This window comes from Pseudophaeobacter leonis (genome assembly GCF_002087335.1).
GTDB classification, from domain to species: domain Bacteria; phylum Pseudomonadota; class Alphaproteobacteria; order Rhodobacterales; family Rhodobacteraceae; genus Pseudophaeobacter; species Pseudophaeobacter leonis.
In genome coordinates this window covers 122,839-146,325 of sequence record NZ_MWVJ01000033.1, presented here as the reverse complement: position 1 = coordinate 146,325, position 23,487 = coordinate 122,839, and the positions used below count along the sequence as shown (strand labels likewise).

At 60.0% G+C, this 23,487-nt stretch carries 19 protein-coding genes and 6 pseudogenes; 9 read left to right on the top strand and 16 right to left on the bottom strand.

Going from position 1 to position 23,487, the window contains the following annotated elements:
- Positions 1-18 precede the first annotated feature (18 nt).
- Together upp and B4968_RS09160 are read left to right on the top strand one after the other, a co-directional pair.
- Positions 19-650 (top strand): annotated as a pseudogene (gene upp / locus B4968_RS09165) (uracil phosphoribosyltransferase).
- A 138-nt stretch (positions 651-788) separates the two neighbouring features.
- Positions 789-2,192 carry an SPOR domain-containing protein gene (locus tag B4968_RS09160; RefSeq protein WP_083098353.1) on the top strand — a complete coding sequence of 468 codons (1,404 nt, stop codon included), beginning with the start codon at positions 789-791 and terminating at the stop codon, positions 2,190-2,192.
- A gap of 193 nt (positions 2,193-2,385) precedes the next feature.
- Here B4968_RS09160 and B4968_RS09155 read toward each other — a convergent pair.
- Together B4968_RS09155 and B4968_RS09150 are read right to left on the bottom strand one after the other, a co-directional pair.
- Positions 2,386-3,395, bottom strand: a pseudogene (locus B4968_RS09155) (hypothetical protein).
- Positions 3,396-3,548: 153 nt separating this feature from the next.
- Positions 3,549-5,175: pseudogene (locus B4968_RS09150) on the bottom strand (AMP-binding protein).
- Positions 5,176-5,253: 78 nt separating this feature from the next.
- On the opposite strand from B4968_RS09150, the gene B4968_RS09145 reads away from it, so the two are divergent.
- The 4 genes from B4968_RS09145 (at position 5,254) to B4968_RS09135 (ending at position 7,748) form a co-directional block, all read left to right on the top strand.
- Complete coding sequence (locus B4968_RS09145) at positions 5,254-6,189, top strand: DMT family transporter (protein WP_083098440.1); 936 nt, start codon at positions 5,254-5,256, stop codon at positions 6,187-6,189.
- Positions 6,190-6,277: 88 nt separating this feature from the next.
- Complete coding sequence (locus tag B4968_RS09140; RefSeq protein WP_083098352.1) at positions 6,278-6,973, top strand: sulfotransferase family 2 domain-containing protein; 696 nt, start codon at positions 6,278-6,280, stop codon at positions 6,971-6,973.
- 113 nt (positions 6,974-7,086) lie between these two features.
- Entirely contained in the window at positions 7,087-7,293 is a 207-nt protein-coding gene (locus B4968_RS24290; RefSeq protein WP_241525652.1) for a Hint domain-containing protein, read from the top strand.
- Positions 7,278-7,748, top strand: coding sequence for a Hint domain-containing protein (locus B4968_RS09135; protein WP_241525651.1), 471 nt, complete (start codon positions 7,278-7,280; stop codon positions 7,746-7,748). Before B4968_RS24290 ends, B4968_RS09135 begins: the two co-directional genes overlap by 16 nt.
- Before the next feature lie 245 nt (positions 7,749-7,993).
- On the opposite strand, the gene B4968_RS09130 is transcribed toward B4968_RS09135, so the two are convergent.
- The 10 genes and pseudogenes from B4968_RS09130 to B4968_RS09085 form a co-directional block, all read right to left on the bottom strand.
- Positions 7,994-9,145: an amidohydrolase gene (locus B4968_RS09130; protein WP_083098350.1), complete on the bottom strand. Its 1,152-nt coding sequence runs from the start codon at positions 9,143-9,145 to the stop codon at positions 7,994-7,996.
- Between the two features lie 311 nt (positions 9,146-9,456).
- Positions 9,457-11,663 (bottom strand): annotated as a pseudogene (locus B4968_RS09125) (3-hydroxyacyl-CoA dehydrogenase NAD-binding domain-containing protein).
- A complete protein-coding gene (locus tag B4968_RS09120; RefSeq protein ID WP_083098349.1) occupies positions 11,660-12,145 on the bottom strand; it encodes a cupin domain-containing protein in 486 nt (161 codons plus the stop codon). Before B4968_RS09120 ends, B4968_RS09125 begins: the two are co-directional and overlap by 4 nt.
- Positions 12,145-13,356 (bottom strand): acetyl-CoA C-acetyltransferase, encoded by a 1,212-nt coding sequence (locus B4968_RS09115; RefSeq protein ID WP_083098347.1) that lies wholly within the window; start codon positions 13,354-13,356, stop codon positions 12,145-12,147. Before B4968_RS09115 ends, B4968_RS09120 begins: the two co-directional genes overlap by 1 nt.
- 10 nt (positions 13,357-13,366) lie before the next feature.
- The gene (locus B4968_RS09110; protein ID WP_083098345.1) at positions 13,367-13,999 is read right to left on the bottom strand and encodes a glutathione S-transferase family protein; all 633 of its coding nucleotides are present in this window, start codon (positions 13,997-13,999) and stop codon (positions 13,367-13,369) included.
- A 280-nt stretch (positions 14,000-14,279) separates the two neighbouring features.
- On the bottom strand, positions 14,280-15,431 hold the full coding sequence (locus B4968_RS09105) for an acyl-CoA dehydrogenase family protein (protein WP_083098344.1): 1,152 nt from the start codon (positions 15,429-15,431) through the stop codon (positions 14,280-14,282).
- Positions 15,432-15,473: 42 nt separating this feature from the next.
- Positions 15,474-15,686: a hypothetical protein gene (locus B4968_RS09100; RefSeq protein WP_083098342.1), complete on the bottom strand. Its 213-nt coding sequence runs from the start codon at positions 15,684-15,686 to the stop codon at positions 15,474-15,476.
- 89 nt (positions 15,687-15,775) lie between these two features.
- Positions 15,776-17,557: pseudogene (locus B4968_RS09095) on the bottom strand (acyl-CoA dehydrogenase C-terminal domain-containing protein).
- Between the two features lie 82 nt (positions 17,558-17,639).
- Positions 17,640-18,041 carry a MerR family transcriptional regulator gene (locus B4968_RS09090; protein ID WP_083098439.1) on the bottom strand — a complete coding sequence of 134 codons (402 nt, stop codon included), beginning with the start codon at positions 18,039-18,041 and terminating at the stop codon, positions 17,640-17,642.
- A 338-nt stretch (positions 18,042-18,379) separates the two neighbouring features.
- Positions 18,380-18,748 carry a MerR family transcriptional regulator gene (locus B4968_RS09085; protein WP_083098340.1) on the bottom strand — a complete coding sequence of 123 codons (369 nt, stop codon included), beginning with the start codon at positions 18,746-18,748 and terminating at the stop codon, positions 18,380-18,382.
- Between the two features lie 128 nt (positions 18,749-18,876).
- Between B4968_RS09085 and B4968_RS09080 the strand changes: the two genes are divergently transcribed.
- The 3 genes and pseudogenes from B4968_RS09080 (at position 18,877) to B4968_RS09070 (ending at position 21,202) form a co-directional block, all read left to right on the top strand.
- On the top strand, positions 18,877-19,299 hold the full coding sequence (locus tag B4968_RS09080; RefSeq protein WP_083098339.1) for a PaaI family thioesterase: 423 nt from the start codon (positions 18,877-18,879) through the stop codon (positions 19,297-19,299).
- Positions 19,296-19,815: pseudogene (locus B4968_RS09075) on the top strand (PaaI family thioesterase). The gene B4968_RS09080 and the pseudogene B4968_RS09075 overlap by 4 nt, the downstream one beginning before the upstream one ends.
- A 52-nt stretch (positions 19,816-19,867) precedes the next feature.
- Positions 19,868-21,202, top strand: coding sequence for an MATE family efflux transporter (locus tag B4968_RS09070; RefSeq protein WP_083098337.1), 1,335 nt, complete (start codon positions 19,868-19,870; stop codon positions 21,200-21,202).
- Positions 21,203-21,244: 42 nt separating this feature from the next.
- Here the strand turns inward: B4968_RS09070 and arsC are convergent, their stop codons facing one another.
- Genes arsC through B4968_RS09050 form a run of 4 tightly spaced genes read right to left on the bottom strand, consistent with a single transcriptional unit; the run spans position 21,245 to position 23,404 of the window.
- Positions 21,245-21,586: an arsenate reductase (glutaredoxin) gene (gene arsC, locus B4968_RS09065; protein WP_083098335.1), complete on the bottom strand. Its 342-nt coding sequence runs from the start codon at positions 21,584-21,586 to the stop codon at positions 21,245-21,247.
- Complete coding sequence (locus B4968_RS09060; protein WP_083098333.1) at positions 21,583-22,641, bottom strand: quinone-dependent dihydroorotate dehydrogenase; 1,059 nt, start codon at positions 22,639-22,641, stop codon at positions 21,583-21,585. The genes arsC and B4968_RS09060 overlap by 4 nt, the downstream gene beginning before the upstream one ends.
- Entirely contained in the window at positions 22,638-23,069 is a 432-nt protein-coding gene (locus B4968_RS09055) for a DUF1330 domain-containing protein (RefSeq protein WP_083098331.1), read from the bottom strand. Before B4968_RS09055 ends, B4968_RS09060 begins: the two co-directional genes overlap by 4 nt.
- The gene (locus B4968_RS09050; protein WP_083098329.1) at positions 23,066-23,404 is read right to left on the bottom strand and encodes a DUF952 domain-containing protein; all 339 of its coding nucleotides are present in this window, start codon (positions 23,402-23,404) and stop codon (positions 23,066-23,068) included. Before B4968_RS09050 ends, B4968_RS09055 begins: the two co-directional genes overlap by 4 nt.
- Positions 23,405-23,487 lie beyond the last annotated feature (83 nt).

Here is a 23,487-nt window from a genome sequence, read left to right as displayed (position 1 = left end):
TTGTAGGAGACAGCCCAAATGAGCGACCATCTGACCGTTGTTGATCACCCGCTGGTACAGCACAAGCTCACTTTGATGCGCGACAAGGGCACGTCGACCTCTGAGTTCCGCCGCCTGTTGCATGAAATCACCCAGCTGCTGGCCTATGAAATTACCCGCGAGCTGCCGCTGACCCAGACCACCATCGAAACCCCGATGGAGACCATGGAGTCGCCGATTCTGGCGGGCAAGAAACTGGCACTGGTGTCGATCCTGCGCGCAGGCAACGGTATGCTGGATGGCGTGCTCGACCTGGTGCCCTCGGCCCGCGTTGGCTTTGTTGGTCTGTACCGCGATGAAGAAACCCTGCTGCCGGTGCAGTATTACTTTAAGGCGCCAAAAGAGCTCGGCGATCGTATGGTCATTGCGGTGGATCCGATGCTGGCCACCGGCAACTCTTCGGCGGCGGCAATGATCTTCTGAAAGAGGCGGGTGCCACCAATATCCGTTTCCTCTGCCTGCTGGCCGCCCCGGAAGGTGTTGCGCGGATGAAAGAAGCGCATCCGGATGTGCCGATTGTCACCGCCTCCTTGGATCGTGAATTGAACGAGAAAGGCTATATCATGCCCGGGCTTGGCGATGCTGGCGACCGGATGTTCGGCACCAAATAGCGCCGACGGTGTGAGTGGTTAAGTGCTTGCGGTGATTGGGCAACGATTTGCCCGATTGCTGCTGCATTGTTGCCAAACGTGGCTTTACTACATTTGCGAATTGAGGCATCCTGACCCCATATATTGTGGGGCCAAGGTATGAAACTAACAAGAATTGTTGCGCTCGCCATCCTAGCGGCCTCTACCGGATTTACGCTGGAGCAGTCGCCGCTGCAGGCGCAGACGCTGCGTTCCTCTGGCCCTCCGGCGGAATACCCCCCGGCCGCCTTTAAGGGAAAGCAGTTTGTTGACAGCCGCGGCTGCGTCTACATTCGCGCCGGTATTGATGGCAATGTGAACTGGGTGCCGCGGGTGGCCCGGAACCGAAAACAGCTGTGTGGCTACAAGCCAACAGCCATTGCAGGCAGTACCGCACGTCCGACGCAAAAGGCGCCGGAACAGATCACCCTGCGCGGCACCAGCACAGCGGCGGCACCTGCGGCGCCGGTTGCAACCCAGCCTGCCGCCAAACCAGCCGCCAAACCACGTGTCGCAGCCGCGCCGCAGGTTGTGACCACGGCCAAACCCCGGCGCACGCCCCAGACCACCACGGCGCGGGTTCCCCCTGCACCTGTGGCCACGCCACGCCGTGTTGTGGCGCCGGCGCCTGTGGCTAAGCGACCCGCACCTGCTCCGCAGGTCACAACCAGCCGTCCGGCAGCGGGCAGTCCCGCGACGGCTGCGCAGGGCGGCTGCGCCGGCGCTTCGGCGATCAGCCAGCAGTATATCAACAAGGGCAGTGCCCGCTGTGGTCCGCAGGCTGAATCTCCCGTGACCTATCGCGATGGGCTGGGCAATGGGCTGGGCATTGGCCCGCAGTCCTCGGTTATCCTGACACCCAATACGCGGGTGCTGCCGGTGCATGTCTATCAGGACCGGCGTCATAGCCAGGACCTCAGCCCGCCCCCCGGCTACAAGGCTGCCTGGCAAGATGACCGGCTGAACCTGCAGCGTGCTGAGCGCGACTTGCGTCCTGCAGTGCTGACCAGTCAGGCCCAGGTGCCACCGGGCTATATCCTGGTTGACCGGTCTGACAACCGGATGAACCCGATGAGGGGCGTGCGTACTGCACAGGGCGATGCGCAGATGGCCGCAATTTGGGAAAACGGCACCCCCCGGACCCTGCGGACCCTGCCACTGGACCGTCAGGTTGTGCGCGCAGGCCAGTCGCGTCATGACGGATTTCAGGGCGAGTCCAAAGGCGGCTTGGCGCTGCGTCTCTCCAGCCGCTCGGCGCCCCGTGCCAGCCTGGAAACCGCAACCGTCCCGGCGGCCCCGGCCCGCTATATTCGGGCCGCAACCTTTGCCGATGCGGCCGAGGCGAAACAGGCCGCACAGGCGCTTGCCGCTCATGGCGTTCCTGTGCGTCTGGGATCGCTGTCGCGTCAGGGTGTGCCGTTCAAGGTCGTTCTGGCCGGGCCATTTGGCGACCTGAATGGGGCACAGGCCGCCCTTAGTACAGTGCGCGCCGCGGGCTATCCTGGCGCCCGGATCAGCCGATAATCCCCTGATGAGGCTGTAATAATTGGGAGAGGCGCCGGGGAATTCCCCGGCGTTTTGTCGTTTCTGGTCTGCGATTTGAAAAAGAGGCGGCAAGTTGAGACAGGGGCATAGAGGCTTGGGTCAGGGTCTTTGGCCGCTGTTCAGCAGAGCCAACATCTGTTGATCCGCCCTCTCAGATGCGTCTGTTGGCGCGCTAGCCGCAGATGTTTTGCAATTGCACCCAGTCCCGATCATTCAGCACCGGTTCCAGCTCGCGTCCGGCCATAGGGTCGGCTTCGATCAATCCCAGCGTGGTCTCGCCGGTGATGTCCAGCGCATAGGCATAGGGCGTTGAGGGAATGGCCGCGCGGGCAAACTCTGCCAGCAACAGATCATCCGGCAGGTCGGGGCGTGGCGCTGCCAGCACAGTCTCGGAATAGCGGTCCAGCGTCTCGCGGGTCAGCGCCCCGGTGGTCAGCAGGCGAAAGGATGCAAGAAAGCCGCCGGCCTCCAGCAGCTCTGCCAGCGGGTCGCGCAGCGCAGCACGGGCGCGCTCTGCCAGCACAGCACCGGCAGCAACGGCCGGGTCTTCGTGATCCTCAACCAGACTGCGGTTGAGCAGCACGATGCCTCCGGGCAGATGCAGGCTGCTCGCCACGCCCGAGCGCATGATGACAAGCTGCCGCACACCGGTGCGCAGCGCCAGCTTGGCCAGAATAGGCATCGCCTCCGGGGTGGCACAGGCCTGCCCCGAGACCCGTTCAATGCGCCCCAGCATCGCCTGACCTATGGCCTTGGTCTTGATGTCCGGCACCACCTTGACCGCATGGTTTTCGCAAGGCTTGGCAGCCAGAACACCAAAAGCAGGGCCACCAGCGAAAGGCTTCCAAGGATGCTCATGACGCGCAGGCGGCCCGGGTGGGGGCGGGCGCGCTCAATAGCATAGCGGACCCGCTCAATAGCCTCCAGCATGGTCTGCTCATCCTGGGGGATTTCCAGCGTTTCGCCGGTGTCGCCATCGGGGTGGAACAGGGCTGGAAAGACGCCTGGATTGGAGCGTTCAACGGCTGCCAGCGACCAATGGGCCAGAGGCCTGTCCTGCATGTCGGTAATGGTGAGCGTGGCATCGCCAACCGATATGATCACATCGCGACGCTGCGCATCGGGGCTTGCACGCCACAGGCCCGCAGCCTCTAGTCGTTCGAATTCCCTGAGAACGGTCATTCAGCCTGCCTGTTTTGCCTGTTTTCGTTGTCCGCAGCGTAGCATGGCAGCCGGGCAGGCGGCAAATGGCTTTCGATGCCAAATGCCGCCTGCTGTGGTGAATTTTGCCTGTGACTTTCCAAGAGCTTGCCCCCGTTGGGCATGCTAGAGGGGTTACAGGGTTTTGGAAATCTCGCGCAGCTCGAACTTCTGGATTTTCCCGGTCGAGGTTTTGGGCAGCTCCTGAAAGACGATTTGCTTTGGCGCTTTGAACCCGGCCAGGGTTTCGCGGGCAAAGGCGATCAGCGCGGCCTCTGTTACCTCGGCGTCTTCTTTCAGCTCGACAAAGGCACAGGGCACTTCGCCCCATTTGTCATCGGGCTTTGCCACCACGGCAGCAAGGTTCACCGCAGGGTGGCCCATCAGCACGCCTTCGACTTCGACCGACGAGATGTTTTCGCCGCCGGAGATGATGATGTCCTTGGCGCGATCCGAGATCTGGATATAGCCATCGGGATGCTGCACCGCGATGTCGCCCGAGTGGAAATAGCCGCCCTCAAAGGCCTCGGCGGTGGCTTTGGGGTTTTTCAGGTAGCCCTTCATCACCGCGTTGCCGCGCATGACGATCTCGCCCTGATCCGTGCCGTTCCTGGCGATTGCTGCATCTTGTCGTCGAGCACGGTGATATGGTCCATCATCGGGAAGGCGACCCCCTGACGGGCCTTGATCGCGGCGCGGCCCTGATGGTCCAGCCCGTCCCATTTGTCGCCCTTCCACAGGCATTCGGTAACGTGACCGTAGGTTTCAGTAAGGCCGTAGACCTGTGTGACGTGCAAGCCCAGGGTCTCGATCTTTTGCAGCGTGGCAGGCGCAGGCGGGGCTCCTGCGGTAAAGACCTCTACCGTGTGATCAAAGGCGCGGCGCTCTTCTTCCTTGGCGTTGACCAGCAGGTTGAGCACAATAGGGGCGCCGCCAAAATGGCTGACGCCCTCGTCGGCAATCGCATCGTAGATCGCTGAGGGGGTGATATTGCGGCAGCACACCAGCGTGCCGCCCAGCACCGGCATCATCCAGGTGTGGTTCCAGCCATTGCAGTGAAACAGCGGCACAATGGCCAGATAGACCGGGTTCATCACCATGCGCCAGGAGATCACCGTGCCCATGGTCATGAGGTAAGCGCCCCGGTGGTGATAGACCACGCCCTTGGGGCGCCCGGTGGTGCCGGAGGTGTAGTTCAGCGCCAGGCTTTCCCATTCGTCCTGCGGCATGATCCAGTCAAAATCATGGTCGGCCGCGTCCAGCACCTGTTCATAGGCGGGGTGGCGACCACTGGCGTCAAACCCTGCCTGCGGGTCGGGAACCTCAACCAGCAGCGGCGCCTTGCCCTGCATCCGGGCAAGGGCGGCCTCGGCCAGCTCGAGAAACTCGGTGTCGACCAGCACCACCTTGGCGCCGCCGTGCTCTAGGATATGGTGACGGTATCCACATCCAGCCGGGTGTTGATGGTGTTGAGCACAGCGCCACAGGCCGGCACGCCAAAATGCGCTTCGGCCTGGGCGGGCAGATTGGGGATCAGCGTGGCAACCACATCGCCCGGATTGACCCCCATGCCCGCCAGCGCCGAGGCCAGCCGGGTACAGCGGTCGTAATATTCGGCATAGCTCTTGCGGTGACTGCCATAGATCACGGCGGGCACCTCGCCAAAGACATGCGCCCCCCGGCGCAGGTGAGACAGCGGTGTCAGCGGCACATAGTTTGCGGCGGTTTTCTCCAGACCCGCCTCGTCAGCCATCCATCCCATCCGCTTTCCTTCCATGATTCTGTCGTTATGTCGGTTTGAGGACAGATAATGATCAAAGTTGCGGGCATTGGAAGGGATATGAAACAAGACATAACCCTTGCAGGCCCCACCAGCAATCAAACATCTGCGGCGCAGGCGATGCTGCTGGCCATGCTGATCATTGGCGTGACGGACAATGCGGTGCCTTTGATCGCAGAGCAGATCGGGCCGGGGCAGTTCTATGTGCTGCGCACTCTGGTGGCGCTGCCAATCCTCTGGACGATGTCGCAGATGGGATTTGGCAGTCTGGCTTCGGTGCGTTTTGGCGCTGTCGCGCTTCGGGCCCTGCTGGTGGCGGTCTCGATGGTGTTCTATTTCTCTGCCGTGGCCCTGATGCCCATCGCACAGGCGCTGGCGGGGTTGTTTACCTCACCGATTATAATCGTGGTGATCTCGGTGCTGTTCATGCGGATGCGGATCGGCAAGGTGCGCATTGCTGCGGTGGCCACTGGTTTTGTCGGAGTGTTGTTTGTGCTGCAGCCGGATGTTGCGGCCTTTGACTGGATGATCCTGCTGCCGGTTGCGGGGGGCTTTTTCTACGCCCTTGGCTCGATCGTTACAGGCTGCCTGTGCAAAGATGAAAGCACCGTGTCGATGCTGTTTATCTACCTGCTGGCGCAGGGGCTGATTGGGGCTGTGTTCCTGGCGGGGATTGAGATCTGGCCGCTGCCGACTGCAGACGGCGCAGATGGGTTTGTGACGCGGGGCTGGATCTGGCCGGTTTGGCAGCTGTCGCCTCTTATCGTGCTGCAGGGCTTTGCCGCTGTGGCGGGCGTGTTTCTGATCACCAAGGCCTATCAGCTGGGAGAAGCCTCCTTTGTCGCGGTCTTTGAGTATTCTGTGCTGCTGGTGGGGCCGGCAATTGCCTGGATCGCCTATGGTCAGGTGTTGAACCTGGGACAGATGGCGGGGATCGCACTGATCGTTCTGGCGGGCTCTACGCTGGCGCTGCGCTCGTCCAAAGGGGCGCCCTAAAGACGTTGCGGTTGTCTCAGGGCCTGCGTTTGAGGCGCGTGTTTTCTTCCCCTTCCCCTTACCCCGCGCCTTGGCCTAAGTTGCGGCCATGATCCTGTCCCCCGGCCGCAAATACCTGTTCATCCATATTCCCAAAACGGGCGGCACATCCCTTGCGCTGGCGCTGGAGGCGCGTGCCATGGCGGATGACATGATGCTGGGCGACACGCCAAAGGCTAAAAACCGCCGCCGCCGCCTGCAGAGGTGCAAAACGGCCGGTAGGCTGTGGAAGCACTCAACCCTTGCCGATATTGCCGGGCTGATCCCGGAGGATGAGCTGCGCGCGCTCTTTACCTTTACTCTGGTGCGCAACCCCTGGGACCGGGCGGTGAGCTACTATCACTGGCTGCGTCAGCAGAGCTTTGATCACCCTGCCGTTTTGCGTGCCAAGGCAGTGGAATTTGGGGATTTTATCCTCACCCCTGAGGTTTTGCAGAGCTTTGAGAGGCAGTCAGCCTCCAGCTATATGCGGCACAGGGATGGCAGCACCCAATGCCAGCTGTATATCCGGATAGAGCACTTTGCCCAGGATGCCGCCCCCTTGTTTGACCACCTGGGATTTCCCCTGCAGCTCACGGTCGAGAACCGCTCAGAGCGGGCGCGTGACTGGCGAGACTACTATGACAGTAAAACCGAGGCGGCGATTGCCGCGGCCTGCGCTGAAGAAAATGCACGATTTGAATATTCTTTTAACGATTTCGATCTAGCTTTGGAGCAAGCGCGCCAGAGGCCGGGAGAGGGATGATACAGATCCTGCCCTGACCAAATATGGCGCTGACAAGAATTGCGGCGCCGTGCCAGTGGTCTTCTCATGAGAAGCCTCACAGGGACTGTCGCCGCCGAAGAGGAGGTGTTGAGATGCTGGATTGGTTTCAAAAACGTATGAACCCGGAGTTTGACCTGACCATTCCGCCTGTTTCGGTGGGGGAGGGTGGGCTTTTGGCCGGAACCCATGTGGCGTCCAATCTTGGCTGGCGTCCGGTTGAGGCGCTGTGTGCTGGCGACAAGGTGCTGACCTTTGATCATGGCATGCAGACGATTGTTGAGGTGTGCGCGAGACCGTGAGCCTTGATGACGGTGCGATTGATCCCACACGCTGCCCGATGCATGTGCCGCGTGATGCGCTGAACAACCGGGTGCCGATGTGGCTGCTGCCGGACCAGGGCGTGCTGCTGGAAAGCGATCTGGTCGAGGACCATCAGGGCGATCCCTTTGCGGTGGTGCCTGCCTCGACGCTGGACGGCTATCGTGGCATCTGCCGCCTGCATCCGGACAATAACCTGCAGCTGGTAACGCCGCGTTTTGAACAGGACGAAGTGATCTATCTCGAAGGCGGGCTGCTGGGGTTTTGCCCGGCGCCGCGTGATTTGCTGACCATCGGGGTTGAGCTGCAAGAAAACATCTACAAGGTTCTGCCCATCACCGAGGCCTGCGCGCTGGTCGCGGCGATGGCCACAGCAGAGACGCTGATGATTGCTGGTGGCATGCCCGCAATGGCACCGGGCGCTTTTCAGATGTGAGCCTGGCTTTTGTGACCAACACCGGGTCACATAGCTGACCAAACGCTGCCCAAAGCCCGCGCGCTTTGGGCAGCGTTTGGTTTCAGAGCGCTCGCTTTTGCAGGATCGGCGCTTTGCAGTGCCAGAGGTGTTCCATACGCCGTCCTAGATACTGCGCGCACAAAAGGTCCGCTTTGGGCCCATTCTAAAAACGTTCTGCGTAGCGGCGACTGTCGGGTTATGCGCCAGCATGGTTCGCAACAGGGTTAAGCGGTTCCCAGCAAATCTCGCGCGATACGTTCAAAGATAGCACTCCCGATGGGGATCAGGTCATCAGGGAAATCATAGTCTGGATTGTGTAGCGCTGCGTAGTCTTCGCCCGGCCCCAAACACAGCATTGCAGCTTTGGCGTTCCACCCAAACACGCCAAAATCTTCAGACGCGCGCATGGGCACACCCGCATCCCCATACCTGACGCCTATCGCATCCATGGCTGTTGTTGCCACATTGTAAGCGTTTGGATCATTGATGGAGGCTGCAAAGTTATCGCAGACTTCAAAATCCACGCTAAGCCCGAATTTCTCTGCCGCGGTATTCGCAAGGGCCCGGGCTGTCGTTTCCAGACTTGCCATGCCTTCGTCACCCGCCGTCCGCAGAGTGGCAAAAATCTCAGCTTCACCGGGAGCCACACCAAATGTTGGTTCGCCAATTTTTACATGGGTTATCGTAACCAATCGGAAATCATGATCAATCGCTCCACCCTGTCCTATAGCGTCGAGCGCCGGGATCAACTCTGCAACTGCCAGCGACGGAGAAACACCATCCTCTGGGTCGGCTGCATGGGCGGTTTTGCCAGTGAGCCGTATTTTTAGCCCCAATGACGCGCAGTTGATCAGCCCTGCACAGGTAGAGACATATCCGAACGGCCGTCCTGGTTCGATGTGAATGGCAAACGCCCAGTCGGCTTGGATTTCTTTGTAAGCAGGATCGGCGACCACAGCTTTCGCGCCGCTGCCGTCCTCTTCGGCGGGCTGGAACATAAGAACGATACGCCCCTGCGCGACGGGTTGCCGAGCAATCATACGGCCCAACGCGAGAAGCATTGTCATATGGCCGTCATGACCGCAAACGTGGCTTTTTCCCTGCCTCTGCGACGACCAGGGGATGTCATTGCATTCCTCAATTGGTAGCGCGTCAAGTACGGCTCGAAAAAGCACCGTCGGACCATCTTTGCCGCTATCAAAAACCGCTGCCACGCCGTGGCCACCTAATCCGGTCAGGATGCGGGTTGGTGACAGCGGCTTTAGCGCAGCGGCAATTGTACTGGCTGTTTCCAATTCTTCGCCAGATAATTCCGGGTGCCGGTGAAGGTCACGGCGAAATTCAGTCAATTCCAATAGGTCAAGATTTGTTAGCATTTCAAGCTCTGCTTCCGACGTCAGTTCCGCTGATCCTTCTATTCCTAAATCAGAACTGGGACATTCGCCAAGCGCCGTATTGCAAAACGCGGCATTTCACGGCTTTTGATGCCGCTCCTAAACATTTCACCCTAAGAGCCTGAAAAGAGTGCAGATTAGATCTTTTATTTGCTTCACTGGCTTTCAGCTTTGTTTGCCAGCCAAACAGTGTTCCCTGTATGGGGTGATCCTATGAAAATGATCCCGTGAAAAACAAAACCGCCCCCCAAATGATAGGGGGCGGTTGCAGTGGTGTCAGATGAGATGCCGGTTTAGGCAGCCGAGACAGCATCCGGGTTGAAGCGACCGTAGAAGCTCTGGCCCTTTGCAGCCATCTCGCGCAGCAGATCCGGGCAGGCGAACCGGTCGCCGTAAGCTGCGGTCAGCTGATCGCAACGTTCGGCCGCGTAGGGCGTGCCGATGATGTCGAGCCAGCTGAGCGGCCCACCAGACCATGGCGCAAAGCCCCAGGCCAGAACCGCGCCCACGTCACCTTCGCGGATGTCTTCCAGTACGCCTTCTTCCAGCGCGCGCACCGCTTCCAGCACCTGGGCAAACATCAGACGTTCCTGCACCTCAATGAGATCAGGTTGATCTTCCAGCAGCGGGTATTTGTCCTGCATGCCTTTCCAGTAGCCGGTGCGCTTGCCTTTGTCGTCATAGTCAAAGAAGCCGGCATTTGCCTTGCGGCCCAGACGTCCCAGATCTTCCAGCCAGAAGATCAGATCATCCGCCGGGCTGTCAGGGTATTCATTGCCCATGGCCGCCTTGGTGGCGCGGGCAATCTTGGCTCCCAGATCGATCGAGGTCTCATCATTGAGCTGGATCGGACCCACCGGGAAGCCCAGCTGGCGGGCGGCATTGTCGATCAGCACGGGCGACACGCCCTCGGTGATCATGCGCAGACCTTCGTTGATATAGGGAATGATGCAGCGGTTGGCGTAGAAGAAGCGCGCGTCATTGACAACGATCGGCGGCTTCTTGATCTGGCGCACATAGTCGAGCGCCTTGGCCACTGCACGCGAGCCGGTCTCGCGGCCCTTGATGATCTCTACCAGCAGCATCTTCTCAACCGGTGAGAAGAAGTGGATGCCGATGAACTGCTCTGGGCGCACTGATGCCTTGGCCAGCTCAGAGATCGGCAGGGTCGAGGTGTTGGAGGCAAAGATGCAATCGTCGGGAATGATTGCCTCGACCTTTTTGGTCATATCCGCCTTGACGGCTGGATCTTCAAACACCGCCTCGATGATCAGATCACAGCCCTTCAGCGCCTCAAGATCAGGGGTGGCGTTGATGCGCGCCAGCATGGCGTCTTTCTTGTCTTGCGTGACCTTACCGCGCTTCATGCCCTTGTCGAGATAGCTCTCGGTATAGGCTTTGCCCTTGTCGGCGGCGGCCTGATCGCGGTCGACCAGCACAACTTCGATACCGGCCTGGGCCGAGACCAGCGCAATGCCGGCGCCCATCATGCCCGCGCCCAAAACGCCCAGTTTTTGCACGCGTTGGTCGGGCACATCCTTGGGACGCACAGCGCCTTTTTCCAGCGCTTCTTTTGTTGATGAACAGCGAGCGGATCATCGCGCCCGACGAGGGGTTCATCAGCACCGAGGTAAACCAGCGGGCCTCGATTTTGAGGGCCGTGTCAAAATCCACCAGCGCGCCTTCATATACGGCAGAGAGCAGCGCCTTGGCCGCCGGGAAGGCACCCTGGGTCTTGCCATGCACCATCGCCGAGGCGCCAACAAAGTTCATGAACCCTGCAGGGTGATAGGGCGCACCACCTGGCATTTTATAGCCCTTGGCGTCCCAGGGTTTCACCAGGTCGGCAGGCTTGGCGTTCAGCACCCACTCGCGGGCGGCGGCAACGGGATCAGCTGCGATCTCGTCAACATAGCCCGCGCCCTTGGCCTTTTTCACGTCCAGCATCTTGCCTTCGAGCAGCAGGGGCGCGGCCCCGATGGCGCCAACCTTGCGCACCATGCGGGTGGTGCCACCGGCCCCAGGGAAGATGCCAACCATGATTTCCGGCAGGCCATATTTGGCCTTTGGGGTTCTCAGCGGCAAAGATCCGGTGGGTTGCCAGCGGCAGCTCCATGCCGATACCTGCGGCGGTGCCGGGCAGGGCGGCTGCAATGGGCTTGCCGCCTTTTTTGGTTTTCAGATCCATGCCAGCAAGTTCGATCTTGCGCAGCAGGGCGTGCATTTTCATGGTGCCTTCAAACAGGCCCCGGGCAGGCTCGTCGCCGGCCTCTTCCTTCATAACGGCCAGCAGGTTCAGGTCCATGCCGCCCGCGAATGTGCCCTCTTTACCAGAGGTGATCACCACGCCTTTGATCTCGTCATCGGCCAGCGCCTGATCAATGCAGGCCTCCAGCTGCGTAAGCCCGTCAAAGGACATTACGTTCATGGTTTTTCCGGGCACATCCCAGGTGATGATGCCGACGCCATCTGCGTCCTTGGAAAGCGTAAACTCACTCATGTCTCGTCTCCGATCTGGTCAGCCGTCAGCGGGCTGCCGTCTTTACGGGTGAAGCTGCTGCCATTGGCATCGTCCTTCACCATCATGTCGATATCGCTGTAATAAGCGGTTTCAGTCGGGGTCCGCGTGCCCACCACCAGGAAAGTGGCCGGCGCGTCGGTCGTATTTTTCAGGTGATGGCCATTGGCCTCACCGGCTGGAAAGGCGGCACAATCGCCCGGTAGCATCTCGTGTGCGCCCTGATCGTCGATCAGGATGCAGCCGCCGCTCAACATCACCAGGAATTCATCCTGTTGCATGTGGTAGTGGCGCAGCGAGGACAGACCACCAGGTTCAAGCCGGACGATATTGACGCCAGATTGGGTCAATCCGCTGGCATCCCCAACACGCTGTACGAAACGGCCAGAGACCGCCTCGGCCAGCTTTCCAGGGTAGTCGGAGCCACCCTGAAAGGGGATTTGCGCCAGATCCAGCTTTGGCATCAGACGCGCTCGATGATGGTTGCTGCACCCATGCCGGAGGCGATGCACAGCGTCGCCAGACCCATTTCTTTGTCCTGACGCTCCAGCTCATCCAGCAATGTTCCGATGATCATCGCACCTGTGGCGCCCAGTGGGTGGCCCATGGCGATAGAGCCGCCGTTGGGGTTGATCAGCGCGGGGTCCACTTCAAAGGCCTGCTGGAAGCGCATGACAACAGAGGCAAAGGCCTCGTTGACTTCAAACAGGTCCAGATCCGAGATCACCATGCCATTGTCGGCGAGGATCTTCTGGGTCACAGGAACCGGGCCGGTCAGCATGATGGTGGGGTCGGTGCCGATCTTGGCGGTGGCTTTGATGCGGGCACGGGGCTTCAGGCCATATTGCTCACCAAATTCCTTGTTGCCGATCAGCACAGCAGCGGCACCATCCACGATACCCGACGAGTTGCCGGCGTGGTGGATGTGGTTGATCCGCTCAAGGTGGGGGTATTTCAGCATTGCCACCTTGTCGAACCCGGGCATCTGCTCGCCCATCATCTGGAACGAGGCATTTAGCGCGCCAAGCGATTGCATATCGGTGCCGGGGCGCATGTACTCATCCCGGTCCAGAATGGCGATGCCGTTCTGGTCGCGCACGGTGATCACCGATTTGGCAAAGCGGTTGTCGTCCCAGGCGGCCTTGGCGCGGCGCTGGCTTTCAACTGCAAGGGCGTCGGCCTGCTCACGGGTGAAACCGTATTCAGTCGCGATGATATCGGCCGAGATGCCCTGTGGCACAAAATAGGTGTCCATCGCCAGCGAAGGATCCACTGCGATAGCAGCCCCATCAGAGCCCATGGCAACGCGGCCCATCATCTCAACGCCGCCGGCGATATAGGCCTGGCCTGCGCCACCCTTTACCTGGTTGGCGGCGAGGTTCACAGCTTCCATGCCGGAGGCACAGAACCGGTTGATGGCGAGGCCGGGAATGGTCTCGTCCAGATCCGAGGCCAGCACGGCAGAGCGCGCCAGACAGCCGCCCTGTTCCATAACCTGGGTAACATTGCCCCAGATCACATCCTCAACGGCGTGGCCCTCAAGGTTGTTGCGCTCTTTCAGCGCGTTCAGCGTCAAAGCTGACAGACGCACGGAGGTGATTTCGTGCAGGGCGCCATCTTTGCGGCCCTTGCCTCGCGGGGTGCGAATGGCGTCGTAAATATAAGCTTCGGTCATGAGTGTCTCCTCAAGCGCGGTCCGACGGGTTGCCGGGCATAAGATCATAGGGATGTTTCCAGCCGGGCGTATCACTGATGCGCGTCAGCCAGGCGTCGATATTCGGATAGTCCTTGCGGTCAAACCCAAAGGGTTCGGGATAATAAAGGTAGCCACAGCAGGACAGATCGGCGTTGGTGAGCCCCTTGCCAACAATCCAGTCGCGGCCCTCAAGATGGCTGTTCAGCGTGTCATAGGCCGCCTTGAGGCGCCCCTGCATAAAGCCAATCACCTGTTCGGGGCGTTTGTCCTCGGGCAAAAAATTCATCAGGAAGCGGGTCATGCCTGCCTGGCTGGAGAGCTTGTGGTTGTCCCACAGCACCCAGCGCAGCACCTCGTATTTGTCTTCAGGCGCGCCGCCCAGTTTGCCGCTCTTGTCTGTGATATACTGTTGGATGGCCCCGGACTGGGTCAGGCGCATGTCGCCGTCTTGCAGCACCGGCGCTTCACCCATGACGTTCATTTCGCGAAATTCCGGTGCGCGGCTGGCGCCGGCAAAGAAATCAACAAAGACCGGCTCCCAGTCCAGCCCGGAAAATTGCAGCGCCAGCGCTGCCTTGTAGGCGTTACCGCTCTCGCCAAAGCAATACAGTTTGATTGTCATGCTGTTCTCCTTGCCGCAAAGGTGGCGCCGGGGGTTTCACACCCCCGGACCCCCGTGAGGTATTTAGAGCAAGATGAAAGAGAATCTACACTCTTTCTGTGGTTGTGTGCTATTCTGCTTTTGCGGTACAGGCTGAGGAGCCGATGACCGCGCAAGGTGAAGTCGTCCCTGCCCATTTGGCGAAGGCCTGGGGGCAGGGGCGCGCCTTTGATTTCATCTGGCGAAAAATACCTCCGCCGGAGGCATCCGTCAGCCGCAGTTGAAGGAAACAGGCGTTGTGTCACAGTGACCTGCCAATCAGTTCCTTCATGATTTCATTGGTGCCACCGTAGATGCGTTGCACCCGCGCGTCAGTCCACATTTCCGCAACCGCGTATTCCTGCATGAAGCCATATCCGCCGTGCATTTGCACACATTCGTCCAGAACCTCGCCCTGGACATCCGTGATCCAGTATTTTGCCATCGCGGCCTTCTCAACAGTCAGCTCGCCGCGAAGGTGTTCCACCATGCACTCATCCAGAAAGGCGCGCGCCACTTTGGTTTTCGTCAGGCATTCCACCAGTTTGAACCGGGTGTTCTGGAACTGGGTCAGTGTCCCGCCAAAGGCCTCGCGTTCCTTGCAATAGGCGATGGTGCGTTCAACCGCGCCTTCCATGGCCCCAACGGCGCCACAGGCAATGATCAGACGTTCCTGCGGCAATTGCTGCATCATCTGATAAAACCCTTTGCCCTCTTCCTGGCCCAGGATATTTTCCGGCGGGATCTCGACATTGTCAAAGAACAGCTCTGAGGTGTCGGCCGCTTTCAGCCCGATCTTGTCGAGGTTACGTCCGCGTGAGAAGCCTTCGGCTCCGTCTGTTTCCACGGCAATGAGCGACACGCCTTTGGAACCGAGACTGGGGTCTGTCTTGGCCGCAACCAGAATAATATTGGCATGTTGCCCATTGGTAATAAAGGTTTTTTGACCAGACAGGCGGTAAGCGTTGCCATCGCGGATTGCCTTGGTCTTGATCCGCTGCACGTCTGAGCCGGTGGAGGGCTCGGTCATGGCCAGTGCGCCAACCAGCTCGCCGCTGATCATCTTTGGCAGCCAGCGTTTCTTTTGCTCTTCGGTGCCGTATTTCAGGATATAGTGCGACACGATCCCTGAGTGGATGCCGTGGCCCCAGCTGGCCAGATTGGCACGGCTGCCTTCGATCAGGATCGCGGCCTCATGGCCAAAATCGCCACCAACGCCACCATATTCCTCGGGGATGGAGGGGCAGAGCAGGCCGAGGTCGCCAGCCTGGTTCCAGGTGTCACGGTCCATCATGCCCTGCTTGCGCCATGTCTCGTATTTTGGCATCCACTCATTGGTGATGAACTGGGCCGTCATATCAGCAAGCATCTGGTGCTCGTCGGTCATCCAGCTGGAACGGGTCTCGCTAGTCATTTCTCTCCAATCGACCCTGTTGCGCCTTCTTGCGCCGGGCCTTTATCTTTTGCGGCTCTCCAGCTCGCTGTTGAACAGTCGCAGCCGGTGGCCGAGGTTTTCCTGGTCTGTCACGCTGTCGAAATTTTCAAACAGGAATGACAGTGCTTCGCCTTCGTCCAGCCCGGCCTCGGAGGCAAAGCGTTTCAGCCTGCGATAGCCGTCTTCTGTCATGGCGACGGGAAAGCGGCGGGTCAGGCGGAAACGTTTTGGCATTGGTGCTCCAATTTTCGTGCATCAAGAGCCCCGGACCGGATCAGGCACCCCCTGAAGAGCAGGGGAGGCCCGGTGAGTTTCCTTACGGATCAGAAGCTTGCCGCGTCCAGAGCCATCACTGTCTCGGCACCCGTGAGAATACGGGTCAGATGCAGTTGGGTGGCGGGCAGCCTCCGGGCCATATAGTATCGGCCGGTGGCGATTTTTGTCTCATAGAACGCCGCGTCAGAGGAGCCAGCGTCAAGCACTTCCGTTGCGGCCTTGGCCATCTGCGCCCAGACGAGGCCGAGGCAGACATGGCCAAACATATGCATGAAGTCGTTGGAGCCGGACAGGGCATTGTTCGGATTTTTCATACCGTTTTGCACAAAATACATTGACGCGGCCTGCAGGTCTTTTGATGCCGCTTTCAGCGGTGCGATAAAGTCCTTGGTAAAGTCGTCGTTGACCTCAGCGCTATCCTTGCAAAAGGATTTTACCAGCTCAAAGAAGGCCATCAGGTGCTTGCCGCCATCCACGGCCAGTTTACGTCCCACCAGATCCAGCGCCTGAACACCGTTGGCGCCCTCATAGATCTGGGCGATGCGGGCATCGCGGGTATACTGGCTCATGCCATGCTCTTCGATATAGCCATGGCCGCCGTAAACCTGCTGCGCCTTCACGGTCATGTCGTAGCCTTCGTCGGTCAAAAAGCCCTTGATCACCGGCGTCAGCAACGACACCAGACCATTGGCGTCCTTGTTGCCGTCACGGTGCGCCTGATCAATCATCTGCGCGCCCCACAGCAGGAAGGCACGACCGCCTTCAACAAAGCTCTTCTGGTCCATCAGGCTGCGACGGATGTCGGGATGTACAATCAGGGGATCAGCAGGCCCATCGGGGTTTTTCACGCCAGTCACATCGCGGCCCTGCAGCCGGTCCTTGGCGTATTCAACCGCGTTCTGATAGGCGGCTTCGGCCTGGGACACACCCTGCATGCCAACGCCGACGCGGGCCTCGTTCATCATGGTGAACATGGCGCGCATGCCTTTATGCGCGTCGCCCAGCAGATAGCCGGTTGCCTCGTCATAGTTCATCACACAGGTCGAGTTGCCGTGGATGCCCATTTTCTTTTCAATGTTGCCCACCGAGACACCATTGCGCGTGCCGGGGGTGCCATCGTCATTCAGCACAAATTTGGGCACGATAAACAGCGACACGCCTTTGATGCCATCCGGACCACCGGGGATCTTTGCCAGCACCAGATGGATGATGTTGGCGGCCATGTCGTGATCACCCGCCGAGATAAAGATCTTCTGGCCGGAAACCTTGTAGCTGCCATCCTCCTGCGGCTCTGCCTTGGTGCGCATCAGACCCAGATCGGTGCCACAGTGTGGCTCGGTCAGGTTCATGGTGCCGGTCCACTCGCACGAGACCATTTTCGGCAGCTAAGGGTCTTTTTGCGCGTCAGTGCCATGGGCCAGGATCGCCGAGGCGGCGCCATGTGTCAGGCCCTGATACATCACAAAGGCCTGGTTGGCAGAGGAAAACAACTCGCCAACGGCAGTGCCCAGCACGTAGGGCATGTTCTGTCCGCCATACTGTTCCGGCATATCGAGCCCGGTCCAGCCGCCCTCTTTCACCTGCTCGAAAGCAGCCTTGAAACCGGTTGGGGTATAGACCACGCCGTTTTCCAGACGGCAGCCTTCGGTGTCGCCAACCACGTTCAGCGGGTGCAGCACGCCGGAGCTGATCTTACCGGCTTCTTCCAGAATGGCTGCGGTGAAATCACGCTCCAGTTCATCATAGCCAGGGGTGCTGGCCTCAGAGACTTTCAACACGTCATGCAGGATGAATTGGGTGTCTTTGGTGGGAGCTGTGTAGACTGGCATCGCGCGGTCCTCGTTGGTGGTAAACTGTTGTGATTAAAGGCGCTGCCCGGCGGGACAGCACGAAAGGGTGGCTAATGAGCCGCTACTCGGCGGCCTCCTGATCGGATTGCATGGAGGCGATGACTTTTTCGCCCCACTTCAATTGGTCCTGAAGCTCTTCAATGGCTTCGTTCAGCTCATCGCGTTGACGCACCATATCGTTGAGGCGGTCGCAGGCGATTTCAAAGGTGCGAGACAGCTGGGTAATCTGCTGGTCGCCAATATGATAGAGATCCAAAAGCTGGCGGATCTCTTCCAGACTAAACCCAAAACGCTTACCGCGCAGGATGAGTTTCAGCCGGGCCCCGTCGCGTTTGGTGAACAGACGTTTCTGACCGTCTCGATGGGGAAACAGCAGCTCTTTTGCCTCGTAAAACCGCAAAGTACGTGGCGTTACCCCAAAGGCATCACACATCTCGCGGATCGATTTTGTGTCTTCGCTCATATCTGTCATCGTCGTCACTCTGTTGTCGCGTCAGTCAGTTTGCATGTTGCAAGACTAAACTGGGCTGGCCTGTGCGCATTTACAACAGCATCTTGACGTTAACGTAAGCTGGACGCCACGTCACTTTCTGAGGTGACGTGGCTGTCGCTTTTTTTGGCCAGAGATCAAGAGACCAGAGACCAGAGACCTGTGCGGAGCCAGGGGGCTGCCTGGTCCTGAAACCCGGCGCGCTGGGGAGGGGAGAGGTTAGGGGGCAGGGTGAGGCAGCCAAAATGTTTTGGCCCACCCTGCGAAACAGGATGGGCCAGATAATTTGGGTCAGGTCAGTGCCTGTCTGTCTATTTCAAAAGGCCATGTGTCGTTGCGCGCAGGCTCCCCAGCTCATCCAGAGCCTCTTCCAGCTGTTCGCGTTGCTGCTGCAACTCGCCCATCTGACGGTCGGCCATCTCGATAAAGGCCTGCATCTGAGCCTTGTTGCCATCATTTTCGTATATCAGCAGCCATTGGCGGATTTCCTCCAGCTGAAAGCCGAATCTGCGGCCCCGCAGAATCAGCTTCATCCGTGCCCGCTCGCGCGCGCCGTAAAACCGTGATCGACCTTCGCGATCAGGCTGCAGTAATTCGATATACTCATAATAACGCAAGGTTCGCGGCGTAACATCAAACGCAGCGCACATTTCCTTGAATGACAATCTTGCTTCGGTCATCCATCATCTCCCTCGCGCGCAACCTATGCACTTGAATAGATCAGTGCAACCACCCTGCGTGTTGCGGGCTTGCTCTTTGTTTCGGGCGGGGCCACAAACGAGTTCAGCCAAGACAGGAAACACTTAGTATGGCAGATAAGACCAAAGTCGCCCGGCAATTCATCGAGGCCATTCCACATGCCAAAGAGCTGGGATTGGTGCTGACCGATATTGGCGACGGGATGGCGCATATTTCCATGCCTTATGACCCAAAGCTCATTGGCGACCCCGAGACCGGCGTGATCCATGGCGGGGCCGTCTCTGCCCTGATGGATACCTGTTGCGGCGCCGCAGTCATGAGCCACCCTGCGGCGCCAGGCGGCACTGCGACAATTGATCTGCGCATCGACTATATGCGCGCGGCCACCCCCGGCCAAACCATCATCACCAAGGCAACCTGTCACCATATCTCGCGCAGCGTTGCCTTTGTGCGCGCCGTGGCAATGGATGACGACACCGACCGTCCCGTGGCCACCGCCGCAGGGGCCTTTACTGTGGAGGCAGGATTTTGAGCCGTTCCCGTCCTGAACCCATTCAAGTCGTCAAACAGCGCCGCGATGCAGCTCTGAAGGCGCTGCTGGACTCTGTGCCCTATATCCGGTTCCTCAATGTCAGTTTTGACCGGCGCGGAGATGAGCTGACGGCACAGTTGAATTTCCAAGACAAACATATCGGCAACCCCTTCCTGCCCGCCATCCACGGCGGCGTCACGGCCGCCTTTTTGGGAGATCACCGCCATGGTGAGCCTCAACTGGTCGCATCTCTGGGAGCGGATCGAGAGCGGCGCGCTGGATCCCGAGGAAATGGCGCGCGGTGTTCTGCCCCGGCAGCCAAAAACCATCGATTTTACGGTGGACTATCTGCGCTCCGGCCTGCCGCGCGATGCCTATGCCCGGGCGACCATCAGCAGATCGGGGCGGCGCTATGCCTCGGTGCGTGTCGAGGCCTGGCAGGATCACAAGGATAAGCTGTTTGCCCAGGGCTCGGGCCATTTCCTGATGCCGCAGCCGCCAAAAGACAAAACCTGATCTGAACGAGAGGGCATAGTGCCGTCGCATTAAACAGGAAATCCGATTGCAGATGGCCCCGGCTCAGGACGAAATCACCCTTAGGCGCGTGCTCAGGATCGCTCTGCCGATTGTGCTCTCCAATGCCACCGTGCCCATTTTGGGTGCGGTGGACACGGGCGTTGTGGGCCAGATGGGGCTTGCGGCGCCCATTGGTGCGGTGGGCATCGGTGCGGTGATTCTGGCGACGCTCTATTTCATCTTTGGATTTTTGCGCATGGGCACAACCGGCCTGGTGGCGCAGGCCCGGGGCGCGGGGGATGCGGCCGAAACCGGCGCGCTCCTGATGCGGGGCGTTTTGTTGGCCGCGGCAGCCGGGCTGGTCTTTATCCTGTTGCAGACAGCCCTGTTTTGGGGCGCCTTTGCCCTGGCCCCGGCCAGTCCCGAGGTCGAAGCGCTGGCGCGGGACTATCTGCAGATCCGCGTCTGGGGAGCGCCTGCCACCATTGCGCTCTATGCGGTCACCGGCTGGCTGATCGCGGTTGAGAAAACCCGCGCTATCTTTGGGCTGCAAATCTGGATGAATGGGCTCAACATTGCGCTGGACCTGTGGTTTGTTCTGGGGTTGGACTGGGGAGTCGAGGGCGTTGCCATTGCCACCCTGATCGCCGAGTGGACGGGTGTGGCGCTGGGACTTTACCTTTGTCGTTCGGCTTTTGCTGGCCGGCAATGGTGCGACTGGCCCCGGGTGTTTGATCCCACCCGCATCCGGCGGATGGCGCAGGTGAATGGCGACATCATGGTGCGCTCGGTGCTGCTGACGGGCTCTTTTACCAGCTTTCTCTTTATTGGCGCCAAATTTGGCGATGTCACCCTTGCGGCCAATCAGGTGCTGTTGCAATTTGTCGAAATCACCGCCTTTGCGCTGGACGGGTTTGCCTTTTCGGCCGAGGCCCTGGTGGGCAGTGCTGTTGGCGCCAAGAATCGCCTGAACCTGCGGCGTGCGGCCTGGATCTCGTCGCAATGGGGCGTGGCGAGTTCCGTGCTTCTGGGTCTGAGTTTTGCGCTTGGCGGGCCCTTTCTTATTGATCTGATGGCCACAGCCCCCGAGGTGCGGACTGCGGCGCGCAGCTATCTGGTCTGGGCCGCAGTGCTGCCGCTGATCTCGGTGGCGAGCTATATGTACGACGGCATCTATATTGGCGCCACCTGGACCGGTGCGATGCGGCGCGCGATGGTGCACTCCGTGGCGATCTACCTGCTGGCGCTGTTGCTGCTGGTGCCGCTGCTGGGCAATCATGGCCTATGGGCGGGGCTTTTGGTGCTGAATGTGACACGTGGCCTGACGCTGGGGCTGCGCTATCCCGGACTTGAGGCCAGTGTCGGGGCAAAACGCCTTCGGCCATAGGCGAGGGTTTTTTCGCAGTCGCCGACTAATCTGGCCTGCTGGCTAAAGCAGCGCCTCCAGTGCTTCGGTAGGACGGCCAATGACGGCCTTGCCCTGTTTGACCGCGATGGGCCGCTCGAGCAGGATCGGCTCCTGCACCATTGCTGCAAGCAGATCCGCCTCAGGGCTGTCCTTGCTCAACCCCAGGGCCTTAAAGGGTTTTTCCCCGCAGCGCATCATGTCGATCACCGCACCGCCAAGGGCCTTGTGCAGCGCGGTGATGACTTCCAGACTGGGCTGCTCCTGCAGGTAAAGCCGCAGGGCCACCTCGGCGCCGCGTTCTTGCAGCAGCTGAAGCCCCGCGCGCGATTTTGAACAGCGCGGATTGTGCCAATAGGTGATCATAGCCAGTCCGCGCGTTTTGAGCCCACGGCCTCCGCAACGTTTGCAAAACCATCGCGGGCCAGCTGCGCGTCCAACTCGCGGGCGATATCTGCCCCCAGCGACAGCCCGCCATAGACCATGGCGGTATAAAGCTGCACCGCAGAGGCGCCGGCGCAGATCTTGGCATAGGCCTGCTCTGACGTGCTGATGCCGCCCACCCCGACCAGCGGCACCTTGCCCGCCAAAAGCTCAGAAAGCTGCGCCAGCACCCGGGTTGATTTTTCAAACAGCGGCGCGCCGGACAGGCCTCCGGCCTCATCGCGGTGGGCACTTTTGAGGCCCTCGCGCGACAGGGTTGTATTGGTGGCAATCACCGCATCAATACCGGTTTCCAGTGCCACTTCGGCGATATCCTCAATGGCGGCGCGATCCAGATCAGGGGCAATTTTCAAAAACACCGGCACCCGGCGCGGCAGGGCGTCACGGGTCTCGATCACCCCGCGCAGCAGCCCCGAGAGCGCCGCCTTGCCCTGCAGGTCGCGCAGTTTCTCTGTGTTTGGAGAAGACACATTCACCGTGGCAAAATCGAGGTGGGCGCCACAGTGGGCCAAAACCCGGGCAAAATCGGCGGCGCGGTCGTCGCTGTCCTTGTTGGCCCCAAGGTTCAGACCAATCACCGCATCCTTGGGCCGCTGGGCAAGGCGGGCGGCAATCACCTGCATGCCTTCGTTGTTAAAGCCAAAGCGATTGATCGCGGCGCGGTCTTCGCTGAGACGAAACAAGCGCGGTTTGGGGTTGCCGGGCTGCGGGCGCGGCGTGGCGGCCCCCACCTCGATAAAGCCAAACCCGGCCTGCGACAGCGGCGCCAGCGCCTCGGCGTTTTTGTCAAAACCAGCCGCCAGCCCAACGGGATTGGCCAGCGCAATGCCGGCAATCTCACATTTCAGCCGCGTTGACGTCACAGGGCCGGGGGTGGGGGTGAGGCCGAATTTCAGCGCCCTGATCGACAGGGCATGGGCGGTTTCCGGGTCAACCCTGTGCAGCGCCGTGAGGGCCAGTTTTTCAGTCAGTTTCATGCAAAAGTCGCTCCGGTGTCGCTTGGTTTTGTACGGATCAGCCGCGAGGTCGCAACAGCCGCCTGTCGGTGCACCACGGCCTGTTGATACGCCGGGTCCGTCACCATGGCCATAAAGGCGTGGGCGTCGGGGTAGCGGGCAACAAAGACTTCATCCCAGGTTTCATCCGCGGGGCCGATCAGGGTGGTCTCATAGCTGCCACGCCACAGGATGCTGCCGCCAAGGGAGGCAAAAATGGGACCGCTTTCGACGCCGTAGTTCCTGTAGGCCTCTGCCCCGCTCAAACCGGCCGCGGCCAGCGGATGGCCCTCCGGGTAGGCTGCTTTGGCATTGAATCGCACCAGATTGAGCATCTCAATGGGATGGCCACGCTCCAGCGCCTTAAAGGCGTCAAACTGCGCCCGGCTGGGGTCGATAGTGCGGCTCATGCCATCTCATCTGGGAACTGATGCGCGCCCGCCACCAGTGGCAAAGGTTTCGACCAAAGAACCTCGCTGAGCAGCATCTTGCGATAGAGATGCGGAAATTCAGCGCCACCGCGTGACACTTCCCATTTCAGCGCCTCCCCCAGTGCCGCACCGTCGAGAGCCAGCAGCCAAAGCCCCTCTGCTCCGGCAAAATGCTTGGCTGCGGTCTCGGCGGCCTGCGTGGCCGTGGAGAAGTGAATGAAACCATCGCTCAGGTCGATGGGCGCGCCAAGGGCTTCGCCCTGGGACTGCAAGGCCGACCATTCATCGGCGCGGAGGATTTTATAGATTTGCATAGGGATCTGATGCCCTGCAGCGCGTTTGGAATCAAGTGCCAAGCGACATGTGCCAAGCCAGAAGGGAGCTGCGTTGCGGCCAG

Coding starts and splice junctions, on each gene's coding strand:
- B4968_RS09160 (WP_083098353.1), top strand. CDS start 789: ATGAAACTAACAAGAATTGTTGCGCTCGCCATCCTAGCGGCCTCTACC.
- B4968_RS09145 (WP_083098440.1), top strand. CDS start 5,254: ATGAAACAAGACATAACCCTTGCAGGCCCCACCAGCAATCAAACATCT.
- B4968_RS09140 (WP_083098352.1), top strand. CDS start 6,278: ATGATCCTGTCCCCCGGCCGCAAATACCTGTTCATCCATATTCCCAAA.
- B4968_RS24290 (WP_241525652.1), top strand. CDS start 7,087: ATGCTGGATTGGTTTCAAAAACGTATGAACCCGGAGTTTGACCTGACC.
- B4968_RS09130 (WP_083098350.1), bottom strand. CDS start 9,145: ATGCTAACAAATCTTGACCTATTGGAATTGACTGAATTTCGCCGTGAC.
- B4968_RS09120 (WP_083098349.1), bottom strand. CDS start 12,145: ATGCCAAAGCTGGATCTGGCGCAAATCCCCTTTCAGGGTGGCTCCGAC.
- B4968_RS09115 (WP_083098347.1), bottom strand. CDS start 13,356: ATGACCGAAGCTTATATTTACGACGCCATTCGCACCCCGCGAGGCAAG.
- B4968_RS09110 (WP_083098345.1), bottom strand. CDS start 13,999: ATGACAATCAAACTGTATTGCTTTGGCGAGAGCGGTAACGCCTACAAG.
- B4968_RS09105 (WP_083098344.1), bottom strand. CDS start 15,431: ATGACTAGCGAGACCCGTTCCAGCTGGATGACCGACGAGCACCAGATG.
- B4968_RS09100 (WP_083098342.1), bottom strand. CDS start 15,686: ATGCCAAAACGTTTCCGCCTGACCCGCCGCTTTCCCGTCGCCATGACA.
- B4968_RS09090 (WP_083098439.1), bottom strand. CDS start 18,041: ATGAGCGAAGACACAAAATCGATCCGCGAGATGTGTGATGCCTTTGGG.
- B4968_RS09085 (WP_083098340.1), bottom strand. CDS start 18,748: ATGACCGAAGCAAGATTGTCATTCAAGGAAATGTGCGCTGCGTTTGAT.
- B4968_RS09080 (WP_083098339.1), top strand. CDS start 18,877: ATGGCAGATAAGACCAAAGTCGCCCGGCAATTCATCGAGGCCATTCCA.
- B4968_RS09070 (WP_083098337.1), top strand. CDS start 19,868: ATGGCCCCGGCTCAGGACGAAATCACCCTTAGGCGCGTGCTCAGGATC.
- arsC (WP_083098335.1), bottom strand. CDS start 21,586: ATGATCACCTATTGGCACAATCCGCGCTGTTCAAAATCGCGCGCGGGG.
- B4968_RS09060 (WP_083098333.1), bottom strand. CDS start 22,641: ATGAAACTGACTGAAAAACTGGCCCTCACGGCGCTGCACAGGGTTGAC.
- B4968_RS09055 (WP_083098331.1), bottom strand. CDS start 23,069: ATGAGCCGCACTATCGACCCCAGCCGGGCGCAGTTTGACGCCTTTAAG.
- B4968_RS09050 (WP_083098329.1), bottom strand. CDS start 23,404: ATGCAAATCTATAAAATCCTCCGCGCCGATGAATGGTCGGCCTTGCAG.